At 71.1% G+C, this 19,591-nt stretch carries 24 protein-coding genes; 16 read left to right on the top strand and 8 right to left on the bottom strand.

The window, feature by feature from the left end:
- Nucleotides 1–679 precede the first annotated feature (679 nt).
- Complete coding sequence (locus OHB41_RS51360; RefSeq protein ID WP_266709611.1) at nucleotides 680–919, top strand: hypothetical protein; 240 nt, start codon at nucleotides 680–682, stop codon at nucleotides 917–919.
- 79 nt (nucleotides 920–998) lie between these two features.
- Here OHB41_RS51360 and OHB41_RS51355 read toward each other — a convergent pair whose 3' ends face one another.
- Both OHB41_RS51355 and OHB41_RS51350 read right to left on the bottom strand, forming a co-directional pair.
- Nucleotides 999–1,145 (bottom strand): hypothetical protein, encoded by a 147-nt coding sequence (locus tag OHB41_RS51355; RefSeq protein WP_266709609.1) that lies wholly within the window; start codon nucleotides 1,143–1,145, stop codon nucleotides 999–1,001.
- A gap of 72 nt (nucleotides 1,146–1,217) precedes the next feature.
- Nucleotides 1,218–1,598, bottom strand: a complete 381-nt coding sequence (locus tag OHB41_RS51350) for a cold-shock protein (protein ID WP_266709607.1) — start codon at nucleotides 1,596–1,598, stop codon at nucleotides 1,218–1,220.
- Nucleotides 1,599–1,777: 179 nt separating this feature from the next.
- Between OHB41_RS51350 and OHB41_RS51345 the strand changes: the two genes are divergently transcribed.
- A complete protein-coding gene (locus tag OHB41_RS51345) occupies nucleotides 1,778–1,981 on the top strand; it encodes a hypothetical protein (RefSeq protein WP_266709605.1) in 204 nt (67 codons plus the stop codon).
- A 268-nt stretch (nucleotides 1,982–2,249) separates the two neighbouring features.
- Here OHB41_RS51345 and OHB41_RS51340 read toward each other — a convergent pair whose 3' ends face one another.
- Nucleotides 2,250–2,825, bottom strand: coding sequence for a GIY-YIG nuclease family protein (locus OHB41_RS51340; RefSeq protein WP_266709603.1), 576 nt, complete (start codon nucleotides 2,823–2,825; stop codon nucleotides 2,250–2,252).
- A 381-nt stretch (nucleotides 2,826–3,206) separates the two neighbouring features.
- Between OHB41_RS51340 and OHB41_RS51335 the strand changes: the two genes are divergently transcribed.
- Nucleotides 3,207–3,614, top strand: coding sequence for a hypothetical protein (locus OHB41_RS51335; RefSeq protein ID WP_266709601.1), 408 nt, complete (start codon nucleotides 3,207–3,209; stop codon nucleotides 3,612–3,614).
- 73 nt (nucleotides 3,615–3,687) lie between these two features.
- On the opposite strand, the gene OHB41_RS51330 is transcribed toward OHB41_RS51335, so the two are convergent.
- The 3 genes from OHB41_RS51330 to OHB41_RS51320 all read right to left on the bottom strand — a co-directional run bounded on the left by OHB41_RS51330 (nucleotide 3,688) and on the right by OHB41_RS51320 (nucleotide 6,810).
- On the bottom strand, nucleotides 3,688–5,091 hold the full coding sequence (locus tag OHB41_RS51330; protein ID WP_266709599.1) for a hypothetical protein: 1,404 nt from the start codon (nucleotides 5,089–5,091) through the stop codon (nucleotides 3,688–3,690).
- A 596-nt stretch (nucleotides 5,092–5,687) separates the two neighbouring features.
- Nucleotides 5,688–6,092 carry a hypothetical protein gene (locus tag OHB41_RS51325; protein ID WP_266709597.1) on the bottom strand — a complete coding sequence of 135 codons (405 nt, stop codon included), beginning with the start codon at nucleotides 6,090–6,092 and terminating at the stop codon, nucleotides 5,688–5,690.
- Between the two features lie 19 nt (nucleotides 6,093–6,111).
- Nucleotides 6,112–6,810: a GntR family transcriptional regulator gene (locus tag OHB41_RS51320; RefSeq protein WP_266709595.1), complete on the bottom strand. Its 699-nt coding sequence runs from the start codon at nucleotides 6,808–6,810 to the stop codon at nucleotides 6,112–6,114.
- Nucleotides 6,811–7,058: 248 nt separating this feature from the next.
- Between OHB41_RS51320 and OHB41_RS51315 the strand changes: the two genes are divergently transcribed.
- The 12 genes from OHB41_RS51315 to OHB41_RS51260 all read left to right on the top strand — a co-directional run bounded on the left by OHB41_RS51315 (nucleotide 7,059) and on the right by OHB41_RS51260 (nucleotide 15,152).
- The gene (locus OHB41_RS51315) at nucleotides 7,059–7,520 is read left to right on the top strand and encodes an RNA polymerase sigma factor (protein WP_266709593.1); all 462 of its coding nucleotides are present in this window, start codon (nucleotides 7,059–7,061) and stop codon (nucleotides 7,518–7,520) included.
- Nucleotides 7,517–7,657: a hypothetical protein gene (locus OHB41_RS51310; RefSeq protein ID WP_266709591.1), complete on the top strand. Its 141-nt coding sequence runs from the start codon at nucleotides 7,517–7,519 to the stop codon at nucleotides 7,655–7,657. Before OHB41_RS51315 ends, OHB41_RS51310 begins: the two co-directional genes overlap by 4 nt.
- A complete protein-coding gene (locus tag OHB41_RS51305) occupies nucleotides 7,654–7,902 on the top strand; it encodes a hypothetical protein (RefSeq protein ID WP_266709589.1) in 249 nt (82 codons plus the stop codon). The genes OHB41_RS51310 and OHB41_RS51305 overlap by 4 nt, the downstream gene beginning before the upstream one ends.
- Nucleotides 7,899–8,069 (top strand): hypothetical protein, encoded by a 171-nt coding sequence (locus OHB41_RS51300; RefSeq protein WP_266709587.1) that lies wholly within the window; start codon nucleotides 7,899–7,901, stop codon nucleotides 8,067–8,069. The genes OHB41_RS51305 and OHB41_RS51300 overlap by 4 nt, the downstream gene beginning before the upstream one ends.
- A 302-nt stretch (nucleotides 8,070–8,371) precedes the next feature.
- On the top strand, nucleotides 8,372–8,617 hold the full coding sequence (locus OHB41_RS51295; protein ID WP_266709585.1) for a hypothetical protein: 246 nt from the start codon (nucleotides 8,372–8,374) through the stop codon (nucleotides 8,615–8,617).
- 13 nt (nucleotides 8,618–8,630) lie between these two features.
- On the top strand, nucleotides 8,631–8,906 hold the full coding sequence (locus OHB41_RS51290; RefSeq protein ID WP_266709583.1) for a hypothetical protein: 276 nt from the start codon (nucleotides 8,631–8,633) through the stop codon (nucleotides 8,904–8,906).
- Nucleotides 8,903–9,586: a TraA-like protein gene (locus tag OHB41_RS51285; protein WP_266709581.1), complete on the top strand. Its 684-nt coding sequence runs from the start codon at nucleotides 8,903–8,905 to the stop codon at nucleotides 9,584–9,586. Before OHB41_RS51290 ends, OHB41_RS51285 begins: the two co-directional genes overlap by 4 nt.
- Nucleotides 9,586–11,700, top strand: a complete 2,115-nt coding sequence (locus OHB41_RS51280) for an FtsK/SpoIIIE domain-containing protein (protein ID WP_266709579.1) — start codon at nucleotides 9,586–9,588, stop codon at nucleotides 11,698–11,700. The genes OHB41_RS51285 and OHB41_RS51280 overlap by 1 nt, the downstream gene beginning before the upstream one ends.
- Before the next feature lie 185 nt (nucleotides 11,701–11,885).
- Nucleotides 11,886–12,254 carry a hypothetical protein gene (locus OHB41_RS51275; RefSeq protein WP_266709577.1) on the top strand — a complete coding sequence of 123 codons (369 nt, stop codon included), beginning with the start codon at nucleotides 11,886–11,888 and terminating at the stop codon, nucleotides 12,252–12,254.
- Between the two features lie 25 nt (nucleotides 12,255–12,279).
- Nucleotides 12,280–12,795 carry a hypothetical protein gene (locus tag OHB41_RS51270; RefSeq protein ID WP_266709575.1) on the top strand — a complete coding sequence of 172 codons (516 nt, stop codon included), beginning with the start codon at nucleotides 12,280–12,282 and terminating at the stop codon, nucleotides 12,793–12,795.
- Nucleotides 12,792–13,154 carry a ParB N-terminal domain-containing protein gene (locus tag OHB41_RS51265; protein WP_266709573.1) on the top strand — a complete coding sequence of 121 codons (363 nt, stop codon included), beginning with the start codon at nucleotides 12,792–12,794 and terminating at the stop codon, nucleotides 13,152–13,154. The genes OHB41_RS51270 and OHB41_RS51265 overlap by 4 nt, the downstream gene beginning before the upstream one ends.
- 264 nt (nucleotides 13,155–13,418) lie before the next feature.
- The gene (locus OHB41_RS51260; RefSeq protein WP_266709571.1) at nucleotides 13,419–15,152 is read left to right on the top strand and encodes a DUF2637 domain-containing protein; all 1,734 of its coding nucleotides are present in this window, start codon (nucleotides 13,419–13,421) and stop codon (nucleotides 15,150–15,152) included.
- A gap of 170 nt (nucleotides 15,153–15,322) precedes the next feature.
- Here the strand turns inward: OHB41_RS51260 and OHB41_RS51255 are convergent, their stop codons facing one another.
- Nucleotides 15,323–16,204, bottom strand: coding sequence for a hypothetical protein (locus OHB41_RS51255; protein WP_266709569.1), 882 nt, complete (start codon nucleotides 16,202–16,204; stop codon nucleotides 15,323–15,325).
- Between the two features lie 2 nt (nucleotides 16,205–16,206).
- A complete protein-coding gene (locus tag OHB41_RS51250; RefSeq protein WP_266709567.1) occupies nucleotides 16,207–16,884 on the bottom strand; it encodes a ParA family protein in 678 nt (225 codons plus the stop codon).
- Nucleotides 16,885–17,737: 853 nt separating this feature from the next.
- Between OHB41_RS51250 and OHB41_RS51245 the strand changes: the two genes are divergently transcribed.
- Nucleotides 17,738–18,373, top strand: a complete 636-nt coding sequence (locus OHB41_RS51245) for a choice-of-anchor C family protein (protein ID WP_266709565.1) — start codon at nucleotides 17,738–17,740, stop codon at nucleotides 18,371–18,373.
- Nucleotides 18,374–19,591 lie beyond the last annotated feature (1,218 nt).

Here is a 19,591-nt window from a genome sequence, read left to right as displayed (position 1 = left end):
GGCGGAAAACCCCACCATCGAAACCCAATTGACGGGAACTCAGGGAATGTGAAAGAGGCCGGACCGGATATCGGAAACCGTATCCGGATTCCCCCGGATTGACGTCACGGACGCTGCCCCAATTCCGTGCCCAACACCGCCTGGAGGCTGATGCCGTGAGAGCCCGTCAGCGGCCTGCACAGCCTCCTGCCCTCCGTCCGGGCCTCCGCCTTCTTGCGGCGCTCGCGTGACCACCTCGCGGGGCCCGATCTGCTCGCACACGTACTCGTGCACCACTCGCACACTGCTCGTGCATCCGCCCCGTGTGAGCGAGTGGTGTGCGAGCAGTGCACGAGTACGTGTGCGAGTGCTGACCAGGGAAAACCGGGCGGAGCGCCTCCCACGGGTTCGGCTCGCCTTACGGCCCGTATCGGGGGCCCCGTCGACAGGCGCTGCTGGCGCTCCACTTCGCCTCGCGTACGCGGCACGCGGGGCACGCGAGACGCGCGGCACGCGTTGGCCGGCCAGTCTGGCGCTGCTTGTGCACGCCACGGCGCGGGACCGCACCCCGAACGAGGCGCAGCGGTTTCCGAGCCCCGGCGCGTGGGGGCTCGGTAGCCTGATAGTCGGCGGGCTGAGGGTGAAGGTGCTGACCATCACCGCCAGATCGATCAAGCTTTACCGCGAGGAGAGCGAAGACATGACCACGGCGACCCTGATAGATGGTGCCTACGAGGGATTCAGGCTGCAGATCGGGGGCTTCCAGGTCGACGTACGGCCCGTCGGCGGGCAGAGTCTTGCCGCGCCCGATGCGGAGATCCAGCTAGACGTCTACATGGCGGACGAGGACGGGACACAGCGGTGCGCACTGACCGAACGGGTAACCGGCGCACAGCAGTTGCGGGCCGCCCTCACGCAGTGGCGAGCGATCCTCTCCTGACAGACGCAGCAGCAGCTCAAGCACGACAGGTACACACGTACCGGTGAAACGGCGACCCGAACGAGGCGCCCGTCCGTCCTCAGGCGCCTTCGGGAGCAGGCGCTTCGAGGCCCAGCTGCACCGCCGCCAGGGCCACCGCGTCGGCCACGCTCAGCCCCTCGCCGCCGTCCCGGCCGGCCTGCGCCCGCAGTACCTCCGCCCGGACGGCCAGGCGTCCGGCGAGCACGGCTTGAGGATCGGTCAGGTTCCGGCAGCCCGCCGGAGCACGCTGCGAGCAACCGATGCACCCACCCCCACGTCAGCCCTCGGTCCAGCCGTGCTGTTCGGCGCAGACGAGCAGACGACGTCGGACATCGAGGATCTGCTGTCCGGTCAACGACGGCTCGGCAAGGAGGAGGAGCTCCGTCAACTCCCTGCTCAGCTCCTCGGCGGACAGCACATCGCAGAGCGCCTCCTCATCACTTCGGGACGCTGTCGACATGGCGAGGCGGACCTGCGACGCCTTCGGCCCACGCTCCCCCTCTGCCGTGACGAACTCGACCATGACCCCGGGACTAATAGCGGCCTCGGGAACCAAGATGTCGTTCACATGCAAGAAGACATCCTCGCCGCCCTCAACGGGCGCAACAAACCCGTACCCACGAACCCCATCGAACCTGACTACGCGACCGACAGTCATCCCAACCTCAACACCCGAACCCCATGATCAGCAATACGTTACCCGGCCCGGCACCGGCTCCCAGGGGAGACCCCCGCGGGCAGCACCGGCCCGGTTCCGCCGGGTCCCGGCGCTCCGCTCAGGCCCGGGCAACAACACCGCCAGGACCACCGCCCGGTGCTCACCGAAGTCCGCGCGCGATGACCGACCGCCGCCCGCTGGGCACCGGACCCGCCCGCGCCGATACGTCCCGCACCCGAGACACCGACCCGGCGCCCGCGCCGCGCGCCCAGCTCGCCGCCGAACGCCTGCCCGCCGTCCCGGCCGCCGCCGAGCCGAAGCCCGCGCACCCGCTCCCCGGGCGCCGCGTGCTCGGGGCCGGCCCCGCCGCACCCGAGCTGTGACCGACGCGGTGACCGACGCGGTGACCGACGCGGTGGCACCGGGGCTGTGACGCACCCGCCGGGCCGACCCGTGCCAGTGCGTCGCGCACGCGGTACGCGCGGCACGCGGCACGCGCGGCACGCGTTGGGCCCCTCCTGGAAGCCATCGGCGGCTTCCCGTCCTGCTCTCGTGTGCACGCGTGTGCTCGGGCACGTGTGCACGCCTTTCGCGCCCGCGAGGCGTCCCACGGCGGTGGTGATGACGCCGACCTGTCGACCGTCGCCCGGCTCAGATGCTGCGGGAGCCTGCCGCCGCCCGTGCCACCTGATCGAGCCGGTACGCGGTGGGACGGCCCGCAGTCCGAAGGCGCACGCTGGCCAGGTCGAAGCGAGCGGCCCGGAAGATGACGGCCATGGTGCGCCCGGCCATCGCCAGCTTGTCTGGTCGGCCGTCCCACTTCCGCCAGGTGTCCGGCTCAGCGGCGCGCAGGTGCTCCAGCAGCTCGGCGACGGTCAGCACTGGGGGATCCCCGGCCTGGGCGAAGGCCTCGCGCAGGAGGACAGCCAGCCGCCGCGCCTCGGCAACGTCGGGCGCGAGGGGAAGGGCGCCGGCGCTGGGCAACTCCCCGGACGGGTAGGCGCGGTGCCCGAGATCCACGGCGGCGGTCGCGACGATCGCCACAGGGTGGTCCTCACCGAAGTCGAACCACTCCCCATGGACCCTGTAGGCGCTGAAGCGCTGGTGAAGGGCAAGCTCAAGGTCACGCCCACCACGGGTCTGCCACATGACATGCAGGCGCACCGGCGACCCGCATTGCAGATCACGCAAGCGCGCCGCCACATCCGACGCCGTGCCGATCTTCACCGGCCTCGACTCCAACGCCCCCACGAGGTACACCCACGCACCAGCACCGGCTTCCATCGCACCCCCGACTCGGTCCCACCCCGAGCCAGCCACGCTAGGACCCACCCACCGACACACCCCCGCCTCTGGAGCCAAAACCGCTCCGTACAGCCGGAAACCCGGGGGGTGCGGCGGCTGATCGGATCGATTGGTCCGCGCAGGTCAGCATCGGTCCCGCCATCGGCCGGCCATCGGACCTGATCGGCCGTCAGCAGCCGATCACGGCCAATCAGCAGCCGATCGGACCTCACAGCATCACAGCTCACAGCCGGGGCACCCACCCGGCGAAACGGCCCGTGAGCCTCATACCTCACAGTGCGCCGTTCCCGAAAGATGCCCGGTATGACCGAATCGACTCTCGACTACCGGCAGAACCGGACCGCGCAAGGGGCCAGCTGCACCAGCCCCGGCGACCTGTGGGGGTACCTGCACCGGATCGCCATGGATGCCCACAGCCTCCGGCACGGACTGGCGGACGCCGTCACCCAGGTCTTCGCCGGGCTCTTGCTGCCGGACGAACTGGGCGGAGACCTGCCGTACGTGTCCGACCGCGTGGAGCGGCTGCTGTTCGACGACCTGATGGGAGCGGGCGTCCTGGTCCCGGACAAGAACCTCGCCACCGCACTGCGCCAGACCATGCGCCTGCTGGAAGAGGCCGCCCATGCCACCGACTTGGCCCGCGCCCTGCTCGACCGCGCGGGCGACGCAGTGACCGCCCACCCCAACCAAACGCGCTGCACGCCCGCCTGACGGCCGAAAAGGCATCGCCCCGCCCAGAGAGACCCGGGCGGGGCGAAAGCGCGGGAGACGGGCGCACGGCGGCCTAGAACGGGGCGGGTGCGGTGTGTGCCTCGGTGCCGAACATGCTTCCGGCGTCCTGGCACCGGTCGCACGCCTCGTTTCCGGGGCGCCGGTAGCGGGTGGCGCACTGCGGGCAGCGCTCCCAGCCCAGGTGCTCGCCGCACTGGTCCTCACCGATGACTGCCAGGCGGTCACACAGCCCGTCGTCGCCGGTGCAGTTGCGCAGCGCCGACCGACCAGCGTTCGCGGCCTCCAGCTCGGCATGCCGCGCACCCCAGGCCGGCGGGGTCGGCGTCACGTCGCCCGAGCCGCCGCGGCTGCCGTAGCCGCCGGGCGTCCACTCGTCGGCCCGGTGCTGCTCCGGGATCGGCCGCGCTCCCGCCGCCGGCCCGACCTTGATGAGGTCCTTCAGCCGCCGGGACACAACCGCGCCCACCGTGTGGGTCAGAGGCTGCGGCAGCGGACGCGACAGCAGCGCATGCCGGACCTCCTGCGCCGTGAACCCCTCCAGCAGCATCCCGCTCACCGCCAGGCCCTGATCCCGCAACGCATCCCACGTCAGCGTCCACTGCGGAGCCTCCGCCGCGATCGCCCGCAGCACCTCGGCCCCCGGAGTCAGCACCACTGAACCCGCCGCCGGGGTGGCATCACCGGTGACGCCACCCTCACTGGCTGCCGCTTCACCGCCGGGCCCACCGGCCCGCACAGGCTCCTGCTCCTGGTCCTCGATGACGCCGCCGCCCCCGTCCGTCCGTCCCTCCGTGCCCGAACCGCTCGCGCGCGCCACCTCAGCTTCACGGACGGACGGACGGGAGGAGTCGTTGGGTTTCTCGGAAGGTGACTCAGAAGGTGACTCAGAAGGTTGGGGGACTTGTAGTCCGGGGGGTAGGGACTTGTAGTCCGGGGGGTAGGGACTTGTAGTCCCTACCCCCCCCGCTGTGATGTCCGTTTTGACCCGGGGACTTGTAGTCCCCGGGTCGGCCTTCTTCGGACGCTGCACACCCTTGTCAGCGCGGGCCTTCTTAAGGGGGGCGGGAGCCAGTGCCGGACGGTTCGCAGGGGTGAGCAGGGGGCGACCCAGTCCCGCCCTCTGCTCGTTGATGGACTCCAGCTGCGCGGCGCTCCACCACTCGGCAGGGATCATGACCTCCCAGATCACGGGCCGCTGTTCCTTGGGGATGGACAGCCACACTCGCGACTGGTGCGCGGTCTGGCGGCGCAGGATGCCCCGGGACTCCATCGCGCGGCACTTCCGCCCGGCGGTCTTGGCGTCCACTCGCGCTGCGGCGGCCAGGGTGGGGTACGACCGGAAACAGTTCATCCCGTCGAAATCACCCTTCACCACCAGGGCCACGAGGACGGCACGCTCCTCGGCGTCGTACACCGGAGCGTGATCGATGGCCCACAGGACCGGGTACATGCTCACAGCGTTACCCCCGCCGTGAGCAGGGCAACGGCCTGTCCATGTGGTGCTGTGCTGGTCGTGCGTCGTACGCTCAAGGGGAGCGCACCTCCTTGCCGGGAGTCGAAGTGCTTTCCACCCGGGCCGCGAACCCGGGAGGACGTTCGGGCCCCGCCACATTTGGCGGGGCCTGTTGCGTTGTGCGGCCCATCCTGCCCCCGCCCGCCTGTGGACAGAGGACGGAGGACCGGAATGCCCTGGCGGGTAAACCGCGTCATCGGCTCCTCAAACCGCCCGCCTCTGCTGCATGAAATACAGCCGAGCTGACGCGCTAGGTGACAGTAAGAGGCGCCGCATGAAATACGGCCGAGCTGACGCGCTAGGTGATGGCAAGAGTTAGAGACGGGGATTTCAACCTTTCCCGTAAACTCGAATTTACGGCGTCCAATTAAAATCACGTAAATGCGGATCTGTTTTCTTGCTTGCACGCACGGGGTCGCTTTTGATGCGTACGGTTCGGCTGTCGCGCGCCAGGGACTGGCGCACCAATTGCTCACTGTCACGCTGCCTTTCGCATGTGCCCGGCGCCTGAGAGCGCCGGGCATTTGGCGCTGGGGGATTTACGGCTGAGTCTCGTGCGGAGCTGCCGCCGGCGCCGACTCCTGCCAGCCGATCGGGGCGAGGTTCTTGGTTGCGTCGTCCAAGGCGACGAACAGGGCGCGGGCCACCTTGCCTGCATCCGTCATCGCAGTGCTGAAGCCGTCGACCACAGCTTCGGTGTCGACCGCAGGCGCGGTGAGGAGGTGGCCCTCCTGGTGCCACCCGCCGACGAGCTGCTGCAGCTCGGTGGCCGTCAGCGTCAGGCGCTGGGCCAGCAGTTTCAGGCTGGCCGTGACCTCGTACGCGTCCTTGAGCCGGGCGAGATCCGAGGTCTCGCCATCGGTGAGAGCGGCGCGAATGCGCTGGTTGAGGCCGTTGACCGACTCAGCGGCGATGCCTGCGTGCTGGGTGGCTGTGCGGTTCATGGAGGTCCTTCCGGGCAGGTCAGGAGGGGCTGGGGGACTTGAGTTCAACGGGACGTCCGGGGGCGCACACGATCTCTCCAACCCCGATCACGCGGCCTGCGGAGGAGTACACGTTGCGCACGATCAGCACGGCATACGTGCCGGGCGTCAGCTCAAGGGCCGCCATGTCGTCGGCGGTGGCAATGCGGGCGTCGGCGGCTCGGGAGGTGTTGTCGACGGGGTCGCCGGAGCGCTCCTGATAGATCGCCTGCCATGTCGGGTTGCAGGGGGCCGGTTCGTCCAGCTCGGGGACGACGGCAGCGATATCCCGGTGTACCCAGGAGCGCGACGCTTCGCGGATGATCGAGCCGCGCCGGACGACGCGGGCACGCTCAACGCATTCGCCTTCGCCGATGTACCCGGCGACCCAGTCGGGCGCGTCGGTTCGGATGCTGTGCCGCCACTCGATCTGCTCGCCTGGCCGAGTGATCCCTCCGATTCGTTCCGCCCCCGTGATCAGCGCGCGGCGGTCGGCTACGAACACCCCCGCCCCTTGACGGCTGTAGACGTAGCCGTCCGACTTGAGCAGAGCCACGGCCCGGTACACGGCGTTGTCGGACAGGCCGTACGTGTTCATCAGGGCCCGGGTCGACGGCAACTGGGCATGAGGCTGCAACTCTCCCTCGTGGATCAGTTGCCGCAGGTCGTCCACCATCTTGGCCACGGTTCCGGCGCTCATCTCGCCTCCTTCCTTCCTAGCTTCCTATCGGATGTGGTTGACGATACCTGAAGTACGGCATAACTTCCTATAGGAAGCTGCAAGTCGCCCGGATGGCAGTGCTTAGCGACAGCCATGCAGGAAGCAGCCTCCGACCTGCGAAAACGCAGGTGCCCGGCCTGGTGTTAGCGCACCAGACCGGGCGGCGGGACCCGGTGTTAGCGCACCGGTCCCGCTGTCGGAACCCCTGGATGAGAGGGAGATCCAACGTGTCGATCGTGGCAGAACGGATGCCGTTAGCGCAGGTGGCCCCGCGCGCTGATGAGCATGGCAAGACGAAGGAGCCGCTTCCGCAGCGTCCGCGTGGGCCGCACCCGTACCGGGTGGTGGGTGGCGCGGTGCGTCCGGAGGACGACCAGGCGCGGCAGCTGCTGGCGGGCTGGTTCGGTGAGTACGCGCCGATGGTGCGGGGCGTGGTCGGCCGGACGGTGCGCTACGGCGACCTGGACTTGGTGGACGACCTGGCGCAGGACGTGTGGGTGGCGGCGTGGCGGTACCTGCTGCGCGGCAACGAGGTGGCGCGGCCGGCGGGTCTGCTGGCGTTCATGGCGCGGTGCCGGGTGGTGGACCACTACCGGCTGGCGCGGGTGCGCCGGGAGCAGGCGACCGACTTCCAGGACGACTCCGACGCGGTGGCGCGGCTGGCGTCGTGGATCGGGGCGGCGGCATGAGCGACGACGCGGCGAGGCAGCAGGCGGCGGCGGCGCTGGAGGCCGCGAGGCAGCAGGCGGCGGCGGACCTGGCGGCGGCGCAGGCGGCGGCGGCTCGGCTGGCCGAGACGCTGGCGCAGGCCGGGGGTGCCCGATGACCAGCGACATCACGGCGCAGATCGGGCCCCGCACGGCGGGCGCGATCTACCAGAACAGCGACGGGGCGTTCGAGGTGCTCGCGCTGGTGACGGACTCGGCCGAGGCGGTGCGGCTCCTCAAGCGCCAGTCGGCCAGGTTCGCGGTGATCGTGAAGGACGTGCTGCGCGCGGACGGCCAGCCGTTCGCGGTCGGCTCGGTGTGGACCACCTCGGATCACCTGGTCCGGGCGGGAGGTGCCCGGTGAACGCGGTGGTCTTCTGGGCGCTGCGCGCGGTGGCCATGGTGGCGATCGTGGTCGAGGTCGCCGCGCTGGTCGCGGGCGAACCTCTGGTGCTGAACCTGGCGGCCGTCCTGGGTCTGGGTGCGGTCGCGGTCACCTGGGTGCTTCAGCAGGACGAGGTGGACCGGTGAGCCCGCGCCGGGTGAAGCCGCGGGCCCCGAAGGCCGCGCCGGAGGCTCCGGTGCTCGGGCAGATGGGCCTGTTCGGCAGCGCTGAGCCGTGGGCGCCGACCCGGGATTGCCGGTGCTGGCCGCCGGTTCCCCGGGCCTGCGAGCACTGCAAGAACTGCGACACCTGCCAGGACTGCCGCCAGTGCGCCGGCCAGGGATGCGGGTGCGCGTGCGAGGGCTGACGGCCCTGCGTCATCACCAGCCCTTCCGGCTGGTGGTGGCGCAGGGACCGGACAGCCCGTGCCCCGGAGAGGACGTTGACCATGCCCCGCATCACGAAGGCCCGGATGGCTCGCGAGGCCGACTACTTCGAGAACGTGGCCGCGCGCCGGTCGGACGCAGCCGCCGCAGATGGCGAACGTGTCGCCGCCGATCCGACCCGCAGCGACTACACCCGCGCCTGTGCCGCCCGCGCGGCGAAGACCGCCCGCGAGAACGCGGCCGAGTACCGGCACATCGCCGCCGAGCTGCGCGCCGGTGAGATCCCCGACTGCCTCGACCTTTCCTGAAGGAGGAGCGCTGATGTACGGCCAGACCCGCATCTTGCTGCTGGACCGCGCGGTGTCCGCTACCGAACGCCTCGCCCGTGTGGCGCGGCTCGCGCTGCGCCTCGCCACCCGCACCCGGCTCGCCCCTACCGACCTGTACGCCGCGCTCGCCACCGCGAAGTTCATGGCGGCGCACGAGCTGATCGACCAGGCCGCCGACGAGGTGGCCGACGACCCGGACACCGACCTGATTCAGATCCGCCAGCCGCTGTGGTTCGGCGGCACGACGATCGTGGAGGACGAACTGTGAGCACGCAGCCCTACAACTGGCAGGACGACCCCGGGTTCGCGCCGCCGCGCCCGACTCAGCCGCCGACCACGCCGACCGCGCCGCCTCCGCCCCGCCAGGCACCGAACGGCTCCGGCGGCAACGGCCGCGCGGCGCGGGTCGCGGGTGCGGCGGGTTCGGCGGCCGGCGGATTCGTCGGCGCGATGGGCGGCTCGTTCGTGCCGCCGGTCACCCTCAACATCGGCGGCGGCAACGGCAACGGTGGCAACGGTGGTGGCGGCGGAACGCCGGCGAACGGCTCTGGTTCCAGCGGGGACTTTCACCAGGGCGACCGGCTGATCTACGCGGTGGAGCGGATCGAGATCCGCAACAGCAAGGACATCCTGGCCCTGGCCAAGGCGATCAACCACCTCGGGCGCGAGCTGCACCTGATCCTCGGCATGCGCGCGGAGGAGATCAACGGGGTGCTGTCCACCTACAAGGGCAAGTGGTACACCTTCGGCGCCTCCAGCCGGGTCAAGGCCCGTCTGGTCTCCGCCCACCTGAAGGTCAGCGCGGAGGCCGCGAAGGCGCTCGGGGTGGGCGCGCTGAAGATGGCGCACGCCATGAACCGGCACTTCATCAAGCCCGAGCAGGAGGCCCGGGCCCGGCGCAACGGCAACAAGCCCAAGAGCCGCGAGTTCACGGTGGAGGTGGACTGATGGCGCGCCGGAAGAACACGACAGCGGCGGCGGCGCCGGTGAACACGTCGACGGACATCGTGCCGGTCGGCCGGGGCGGCTTCTTCGGCCACCTGGTGGGCCACGTGGTCGGCAAGGCCCTGCCCTACACCCCGCCGTGGATCGGCGCGGCGACCCTGCCGCCGCTGGCCGGGTGGGCGACGAACACCATGTGGGGCGCCGACCCGCTGTCGACCGGGCTGGCGTCGGCCGGCCTGGCGGTCGGCGGCGTGGCGCTGGCGGCGGTGACGTGGAAGTCCACCCCGGCCGCGACGAAGTTCGGCGCGTTCCGCCGGGCGCAGGCCACCGCGTCGGTGGCGGCCGGGATGGGCTGGCTGACCTGCGCCACGGCTGCCGGGCCGTTCGGGCACCCGCTGATCGACCTGTGGATGATCGGCGGCGGACTGTTCGCCGCGTCCTGGAACCTGCGCCAGATCCAGCGCAACGGCGCTTCCGGCGACGTCGCCGAGGAGACCAACGGCGGTGGCCTGGGCGCGCTGGCCGAGGCGATCGGCTGGGAGAAGGTCAAGGTCAAGAACCCCAAGGGGTCCGGCAAGGGCACCGTGAAGGCAGACGTGGAAGTCACCGCCGGTGCCACCGTGCCCGACGTGCAGGCGACCACGGCGAAGGTGGCGGCGGCGCTGCACGTGCCGCCGTCCGGGGTCATCGTCACCCCGGATCCGGAGAACGGCGCCCGCGGCACGCTGTCGCTGCGGGTGGCTGACCTGCTCAAGGACGGGGTGCCGTTCGCACTGCCCCGCGCCCTGGGCCTGCTACCCACCGATGAGATCCCCATCGGTCTGTACGCCGACGGGGAGGTGTGGGCGATCAACCCGTTCGACGCCGACATCCTCCAGCACCTGCTGGTGATGGGCGTGACCGGCGCGGGCAAGTCGGAGTTCGCCCGCACCGTGCTGACCCACCTGATGTGCCGCCGTCAGATGAGCATCTTCCTGGTGGACGTGGCCAAGGGACGGCAGACGGTCGGGCACATCAAGGACGGCCTGGACTGGTTCATCACCGAGACGGCCGAGGCCAAGCGGCTGCTGAAGGCGCTCCCGGGCGCCATCAAGGCCCGCGGCAACGTCCTGGCCGAGGAGGGCCTCGACCAGTGGTCGCCCGCCTCGTCGCTGAACGCGGTGTGCGTGTGGCTGGAGGAGGCCGCCGACCTGGCGGACTTCGAGGAGCTGGACAAGATTGCCCGCGCCGCCCGCTCGGTGGGCATCTGGCTGGTGGTCTCCCTCCAGCGCGCCACCTGGACGAACGTCTCCACCGACGTGCGCGCCAACCTCCAGGCCACCGCGTGCTTCGGAGTGGACGACCCGGGCGACGCCTCGTTCTGCCTCCCGGACAGCGTGACCGGTGCCGGCGCGGTGCCCGCGTGGGGTTCGGACCGGCCCGGCTACGCGTTCTCCACCGGCATGGGCATTCCACAGGAGCGGTGGACCACGGAGGTGCGCTCCGCCCTGACCGAACGCGAGGTGCTGGCCGCGCTCGTGGATGCCGCCGCCGCCGTCCGTGACCCGCTGGACGACACCACGGCGCAGGCCTTGGGCCAGGCCTACGCGCAGCGCTCCCACCGGGGCACCAACCGCACCACTCCGGGCGTGCAGGCCGCCGCTCCGGCCCCCGTGGCCGCGATTCCGGGCCCGGCCCCCGTCCGTTCCGCCTACGTCCTGGAGGACGACACCGACATGTCCGAGATCGAGGAGGCCGCCGCCCTGGAGCTCCAGGAGGCCCGCGCCGAAATCCTGGGTGCGATCCCCGGCGACCCGGAGCCCGACGCCGACTACGCCCACCTCCGCCTCGAGGACGACGTGCCCGACGTCGACGACGACTCGGACATCACGTTCGACGACTCGGGCCGCCCGTCGACCGAGGAGGCCCGCCACATCCTCTGCGTGGAGCTGGACGGCTGGGTGCAGCAGGGCCGCCTCGAGTTCGAGCCCGCCGACCTGATCCCCGCCACCGTGGCGGCCGGCCGCAAACGGCCGTGGATGCAGGGCGAGCTGAAGCGGCTGGCCGACCTGGGGGTCATCCGCCGGGACGGGCACGGCGACTACACCATCCTCCAGTCCCCGCTCCAGCCCGCATAGTGGTCACGGAAAGTGACGGCATGACAGTTCCGGCCGGGCCTGACCTTTGCCAGTCAGGCCCGCCGGGGGCCTATAGGGAAGTCATGGAACTTCGCACGTGACAGGCCCTGACTTCGGCCTCTGTCTGTCAAAAACAGCCCGTACTGCACCGGCTTGATTTTCACTCAGAGTGAGGAAAGTTGCTCGTGACCGACTTCCGTACCGTCGTCGCCCTGGTCTGTGAGGCCACCGACGACGACAGCGCCCGCCGCATCATCGCGGCCCTGATCGAGTGGACCGGCCCCGCCGTCCTGGCGGTGCCGACGCCCCGCCAGGACGACACCAGGCCTGCCCTGAACGAGAGGCGCCTGCTCCTGCGCGCCGAACTGTGCGAGCGCGCGGAAGCCGGCGAGACGCTCGTCCAGCCGAGGGACTTCACCGCCTGGGCCGAGGAGCACGGCCTCTCGCGCCCGTGGCTTCAGGGCGAGTTCAAGCGCCTGACCGAGTCCGGGTTCCTCCAGCGCGACGCCCACGGCTCCTACACGATCCTCCACTCCCACCGACACCCCGCCTGATCCGGACAGGAAGGAGGCACAGAGCGTGTCCCACTCCCTCGAACCCCGCCCCTACACCCCGGCCAGCCCGCTCCCCCAGTCCTACGAGAACCCCCTCGCCGCGCCCCTCCAGGCGCCGCTGAGCGGTCCGGTGGAGCTGTACGGCGAGCGCCGCACCACGGAAGCCGTGGTGTACGTGCCGGACGCCTACGGCCGGATGGTGCCCGTCCTGCGCTCGCAGGCCGACGCTCTGATCGCCGCCGTGCCCGCCACGCAGCCGCGCGACCTGTCCCCGCAGCCCCTCATCGACTCGCGCGCCCAGCTCGTGCTTGCGGCCGGGGTCGGCACCGGGGCGGCGGCGGCCGGCGTCGGCTACGGCCTGGGCCAAGTCCTGGCCCCGCTCGCCGCCATCACGAGCAGCGGCCTGCTGTGGGCGGTCTGCCTCGCCGCCGTCATCGCCGGAACCAGCGGCGGGCGCCGCGCCGTGCGCGGCGGCGACACGTACATCACCCACAACCACGCCAAGTGGTGGGGCAAGACGACGACGAAGAACGGCAGGTGAGGGCCGCGATGGGCCGCTACCAGGGATGGATGCCGACCGCGCTGCTGCGCGACGACGCGATCCGCCCCACCGAATATGGGCGCTGGGCTGAGGCTCACCGCAGGTTCGAGCGACGCGAGAAGGACGCTGCCATCCTGGCCGATCTCCTGGAGTCGATCCCCCGCCAGGGTCTGCGCGTGCCGATCCTTCTCGGCATCAGCGACCGATACGGCGACGTGTACGTCTCCGACGGACATCACCGCAGCGTCGCGCTCCGCACCCTGGGCGCACCGAAGTTCCCTTTCCACTGGCACTGGATCAAGACCTTCGGTGTCCGGATCGAGGACCGGCCCTTTCCCTACTACTTGCTTGACCGATGACGCCGGGCCGGGAGTTCAGCTCTCCCGGCCCGGCCGGCCACGACCGCGGCAGCAACAGCGGTCCCAACCCACGACACGGAGGACCCCGTGACGCAGCACGCAACCTACCCGCACTCCCGCCCCCGCACCCTTGACGACCCGCCCGCCCACGACCGCCCCCGCCACGCTCCGGACGGTGCCGCGTCCGCTCCGGGAGCGCCGGTTACCGCTCCGGTCACGCGGGCCGGTGCTCCGGCGCCGACGGCCGGGGCGCAGACTGCCGGGATGCGAACGACGGTGATGGAGGAACACAGCCGGCCGGGCGGGGTGACCGCGGCCGGGGCCGCTCCGGTCGCGGCCGCGACCGCTCCGGCGGCCACCCTGGGCGCTCCGGTTGTACCCGAGACGGCTCCGCCCGCGCCCCGCGAGGGTGGCCGGGGGCGGCTGGGCAAGGCTGCTGCGGGGAGTGTCCCGGCCCCGGCCGTTGAAGGGGAGGGGGAGACCGTGGCCCCGGCCGGGGAGGCCGATGCCGAGGCGCGGTGGGTGGGCAAGGCGCTGCTCGCGGTGGCCTGTGTGGCCCTGCCCATCGTCGGCCTGATCGGGTTCGCGGTCTCCTACCGGACGCTGGAGGACTTCGCCCGCGACAGCGGGTTCGGCTGGCTGTCGTGGGCGTTCCCGGTGGGCATCGACGTGTCCATCATCGGCCTGCTGGCCATGGACCTGGTCCTGATCCGCGCCGGGCGGCCGAAGCGGTCGCTGCTGCCGTCCGCGCACCTGATGACCGCCGTGACGATCGTGCTGAACACGGCGGCTGCTCTGCCCAGCGGCATGGGCGTGCTGGAGGGCCTGGCCGCTGAGCCGATGAAGGCCCTGATGCACGGCGTGATGCCGTTCCTGTTCGTCCTGGGCGTCGGGGCGCTGCGGCACTGGCTGAGGGTCACCACACGCGCGCAGCGGACCCGGCCGGACCGTATCCCGGCTCACCGCTGGGTCCTGGCCCCGGTCACCACCGGGCGGCTGTACCGGCGTATGCGGCTGGCGTCGGTCACCAGCTACGCGGAGATGGTCAAGCGGGAGCAGGACCTGCACGGCTACACCACGATGCTGAAGCAGAAGCTCGGCGGCGACCTGTCCAGGGCGAGTGACATCCAGAAGCTGCCCATGACGATGGCCCCGCGCGGGTTCACCGTGGAGCAGGCGCTAGCCCTGCCGGAGGAGTGGGAGCGCCAGCAGGAGGAGCGCGAGCGGCAGGAGGAGGAGCGCGCCGCGCGGAAGGCGGAGCGTCAGCGGCTGCGGGCGGAGCAGCAGCGCGAGGAGGCGGAGCGCGAGCGGCTGCGGGCGGAGCGGGAGCGCGAGGAGGCCAGCCGCGCCCGGATCGCCGCGCTCAACCGGGAGGCCGACGAAGCGGCGGCCGGCCATCTGGCGAGTGTCCGCACACACGAGGCGGCCGGGCAGGCGGAGACCGCCCGGGTGCTGGCGGAGCAGGCGCGGCAGCAGGCGGAGCGCAAGGCACTGGCGGTGGAGCAGGCCGAGGAGTCGGCGGAAGCGGCCGAGGCCCGCCACCGGGAGGCCGAGGCGATGCGGAAGGCGGCCGAGGAACTCGCGGAAGCCGAGCGGCTGAAGGCGGAGGCCGAACGCTCGGAGGCGGAGGCGGCGGAGCAGCACCGCCGCAAGCTGGCGGTGACGGCGGAGGCGGAGCGAGCGACCGCCGACGCGGAGGCGGACCGGCTGCGGGCAGTTGAGTTGCGGCGCCGGATCGCAGTGATGGAGGCGGAGGCGGCCACGGCCGACGCCTGGGCCGGGCTGAACCCCCGTGAGATCAAGGTCCGCCGGGTCGCCCGCCTCATCGTCGCGGCCGGCGGGAACGCGAAGAACGTCGACGTGGTCTCGCTCAGGGACATCGAGACGGCCGTGGGCGCCGCCCGGACCACGGCCGGGGAACTGCGCCAGGAAGCGGCGGAGCTGCTGGACGGCGGATACGACCCGATGACCGCGTACGCGCCGCAGAGCTGGCGCTGACGCACAGGAAGACGGCGAGCGGGGCGGCACCCACCACCGGGTGCCGCCCCGCTCGCCGTCTGTGTGCCGACCAGGCTTGCACCCACCCCGACCACGGCCCCGACCATGAGCACCAGGACCCCGACCACAGCCCCGACCACGGCAGTTCAGCGCGGTGGACACGCCGTGCGCTACGTCCAGGCGCGGGTGCCGATCCAGCGCTGGAAGGTGTCATCGGTGAGCGCCTGCAGAAGGAGTTCGGCTGCGTGGTCGGGGTTGATCCCGGCCGTGCTCGCTCCGTCCGCGATCCAGGCGCTGAGCCGGGCGACGTGTTCCGCGCTCAGCACCCACCGCCCCGCCTCCCCGGCCGGGCCGGTGCCGTCACCGTCGGCGCTCATTCCCAAATTTGGGAATGAGCCGCCGGGCTGCTCCTGGCCGTGGGCGACGCCCGTGCCCGTAACCGCCTCACCGGTCCCGCGCTTGGCGCGCTTGGCCGGGGCGGGCTTGCGGGCGGGCGGGAGCTGGCGGGGAACGAACAGCGCCTCCAGGCGCTCCGGCTCGGTTCCCTCGCGCAGGAAGTCGGCGAGGTTGGCCACCACCTCCGCGGTGACCCGGCGCCCGGCCTGCTGGCCGTGGCGGCGCAGCTCGGCGTACCAGCGGGCCACCGCCTCGTGGCCCTGCTTGTCGGCGACGTCGACCAGGGCGCGGACGTGGGAGTCCGGGGCCGGACGCTCCAAGACGTCGGTAATTGCCTTGGCCAGCGGCCACTCGCCGATCTCGCGGTAGGCGGCGGACTCGCTGATGCCGTCCCACTCGTCATCGAGGTACTGCTGGCGCGTGCGTTGCCCGTCCTCACCCCGGAAAAGGCGCCGGCGGAACGCGGCATCCAGGGCCTTGCCCCGCATCCACTTCGCGGCCTGGTGGTGGTCGCGGGCGGCGTGGATCCGTTCCAGGTCCCGCCGCTCCCGCGCGTCCAGCGGTCCGGTGCGCTCGAGGTCCTGGGGTTCGGGGATCAGCTCGGGGACGAAGGCACGTGCCCGGTCGCGCCGACCGAGTGCCTTGTCGTCGGCCATGCTCACCGCCTCGCCTCGGGCAGGTGCCCGAGCCTCGTCAGCTCGGTGACGAGCGCGTCGTACGGCTTCTTCCGCTCAGGCTTGTCACAGGGGAAGCCGACCGCGGACGCGATGCCTTCCCGCCTCGGGATCTGGGTGGACAGGACCGTCCAGCGCGGGGCGGTGCCGTCCTCGCCGCCGTTCGTCAGCAGGTCCGCGTACTTCTTCGGGCTGGCCGCCCCGGCCTGGCAGCGGTTCAGCAGCACGTAGGTCGCCGGCGGCTGCCCGCTCTCGCGCAGCGCGGCGGACCGCTTGATCACCTTGGCAAGCGGCGTCCCCCGCTCGGGCTTGACCAGCCGGTCGTAGTCCGGCTGCGTGGGCGACAGCGTCAGGATCACAAGATCGACCACTTCCAGTATCGAGTCCACCACGTCAGGGTGGTTCTCGGCGTGCCCGGCATCCACCAGGTTCACCCGCTCGTGGTCCATCTCCGGGTAGACGACCTCGGCGAACGCCGGGGTGTCCGCCTCGTGCACCTGGCACGGGAAGTCGCCGGCGTCCCGTGCCCACGCCGACAGTTGCAGCGACTCGTCAGCGTCGTAGCAGGTCACGGGGTGGCCAGCCCGCGCCAGGGCATAGGCCAAGAGCCCCGTGTTCGTCGTACCGCCCATCGTCCTGGGCTTCAGGCTGGCAATCAGCATGCGCGCCACCCTACGGACCCCGGTAGCGGCCGTGGTGGTGTCCGCGCAGCATTTGCACGGCCCGGCCGTCCCGACGACCCGGCCGCGCCGGAGACGGCATCCGCCGGCCACAACAACGGCCAGGAGCAAGGCGAGCGGCGGCGCTGGTGGTCCCGCCGCGGCTGAACACCGTGCAACGCCCGGCCCGGCAACATCTCTTGCGGCATCTCCTGCACGATCTCTTGCGCCTTCTCTTGCGACATCTCTTGCGCGAGACTTCCGGGATGCTGCGCGTTGCCGCTGGTCACCACGCGGTTTTGGGCGTGGTCGGGGGTCTGACATCCCCCCTGGAGCCTCCCTCAGCCGCCCACGATCAGGAAGAAGGGGAGTGGGGGCGGGGCTGGGGCTGAGGTCGGCGCGGCGGGGGATCGGGCGCTCTGGAGGTGTGTTGCGCGTCGGCGCTGCCTCCGCGCTGCCCGGCCGCTGGAGCGTCCGGGCGGTGGAGCAGGGGACAGTGGGGCGGTGCCGATCGGCGCTGTTGCGCCGGGTGTTGCGGTAGACGTTGCGCCAAGGGGTTGCGGTAGAGGTTGCGGTGGAGGTTGCGCGGCCTGGTAGCGGGCTTCCCCATCACCCCTGTTCAGGGCACCCGTGGAGCGTGGTCGTGGTGCTGACATCCCCCTCAGAGCACTCCACGACCGCCCCGGTCTGGAAGAAGAGGGTGGGAGGGCGCGGGTGGGACGCGGGGAGCGCTGAAGGAGCAACCGGGTATGGAGCATGTCCCTCCTTTAGCGGTTACATGACCAGCGTGCAGCTCCCTAACTTGATCGTCGGCACATGATCTAGGCATGTGCCGACGATCAAGGAAAGGCCAACCATGTTCGCACCCCGCGTCTCTCTCGTCGCTGCTGCGGTGTCTGTCCTTCTAGCTGGGGCTGGCGCAGCGGTCGCCGCTCCGGCGAAGGGCCCCATCGCGACACACGGACTCGCCGCGTCCTCCCTGGCGTTCAGCCGCTTCGACGACGGCAGCTTCGAGACGCCCACCGTCCCCCCGGCAACTTTTCAGACCTTCACGGCAGGGCAAACGATCGGCCCCTGGCAGGTCACCAGCGGGACGGCGGACCTGATCGGTGCGGGGTACTGGCAGGCGGCCGAAGGCGACCAGTCCCTGGACCTCAACGGAAACAACCCCGGATCGGTGTCCCAGACGTTCACCACCGTTCCGGGCACCCAGTACACCGTGACGTACGCGCTCGCCGGCAACTTCGGTGGTCCGCCGACCGTGAAGACGGGCCAAGTCCGCATCGACGGCCAGGACGTCCAGAACTTCTCCTTCGACGTCACCGGCAAGACCCGCACCAACATGGGCTACATCAACCGGCAGGTGACCTTCGTAGCCACCGGTACCTCCACGACGCTGTCCTTCGCCAGTACCACGCCCAACAGCGCCTGGGGGCCCGTCATCGACGACGTCACCGTCAAGCCCTGCCCGCCCTGCCCTACCTGCGGCTGACACGCGCTCACGCGGTCGCCGGGCACCCTCGACCGCCGAACCGCCGCCTGACCCGCGACGGTCGTTAATCGGCGGAAGAAGGAGCGGGAGCGGGCCGCGTAAATCGGGAGTTCGGTGGAACACCCTCGGGCGGTATTTCGTCCGGGGGTGTTTCGTGTTTACGGCTGGATTCCCGGGAGGCTGTCAACGGTGTTCCGGGCGACCGATCGAATTCGGGCCGGACGGCTGAGGGGCCGTCAGGACGTGCCCGTGCGCGGTGCCGTGGCTCCGGCGGGCGGGTGGCCGGCCTCCCGCACGGAGTGGCTCGGCGAGCCCTGCGGAGCGGTGCGCAACACGGCCAGGATCACGCCCACGATGGGTGTACACGCAGGTCACGACGCTGCGTAGCAGCCCGCGCGGCCCGCCGGCCCCGTCAAGGACTGGGACCTGCCCGGCATCCCGGCCGACTGCGCCCCCGGCCGCACGCCCGAGCTGCTCACCGACACCCAGGTGAACGCCCGCATCGACTACGGCCTCACCCAGGAATGGACACAGCGCCGAATCAGAGAATTCGCCGGACGATCCGCGACGGTTGTTAATCGGCGGAAGAAGGAGCGGGAGCGGGTGGCGTAAATTCGGGCCACTCCAAAGCACCCTCGGGCGGTATTTCGTCCGGGGGTGCTTTGTGTTTACGGCTGGTTTGTGTTTCGGGTGGACGGATTTCGCTCGGTGGGGGTCTGTTGCTGTTACTCCACTCCTGACGGAGCGTCAGGAGTGGTCCCGTCAGGAGCGGGACACAGGTAGCCGGTTGGCAGGGCGGCAGCATCTGTGCAGCTCAGATGGGGTGTACAGGGTGGGGAGAGGAGATGGGGCAGGAACGGGCGGGGGTGTACAGGGTGCTGACGCCCTCTCAGGGGGTGCGGTCTGAGCCCAGATTTCATCCAGGCTCGATTTTGACGCACAGTCGGAAGCGGAACCCGTACGCCGTGAGTGATCCCGTAGGGGTGGAGCCGATTCCGTCACGCTCCGTACCCGCACCCGAGGGAGACCGGCCTCCCTCCTGCAACCAGCCGCCCGCGCAGCGGGCCTCAACTCGGCTGCGGAGCAGCTGAGTTCGTGATCCCGCTTGCGGGATCACAGGGAGCCGCGGAGCGGGTCCCGTCACTCTGGGGCACGGAGTGCCCCAGCACCGGAGAGCGCGGAGCGCGAAACGGAACGCCGCGTAGCGGCGTCGCGTCG

This window comes from Streptomyces sp. NBC_01571 (assembly GCF_026339875.1).
Taxonomy (GTDB): domain Bacteria; phylum Actinomycetota; class Actinomycetes; order Streptomycetales; family Streptomycetaceae; genus Streptomyces.
The sequence above is the reverse complement of the archived record's forward strand: the minus strand, read 5'-3'. Positions and strand labels throughout refer to the sequence as shown.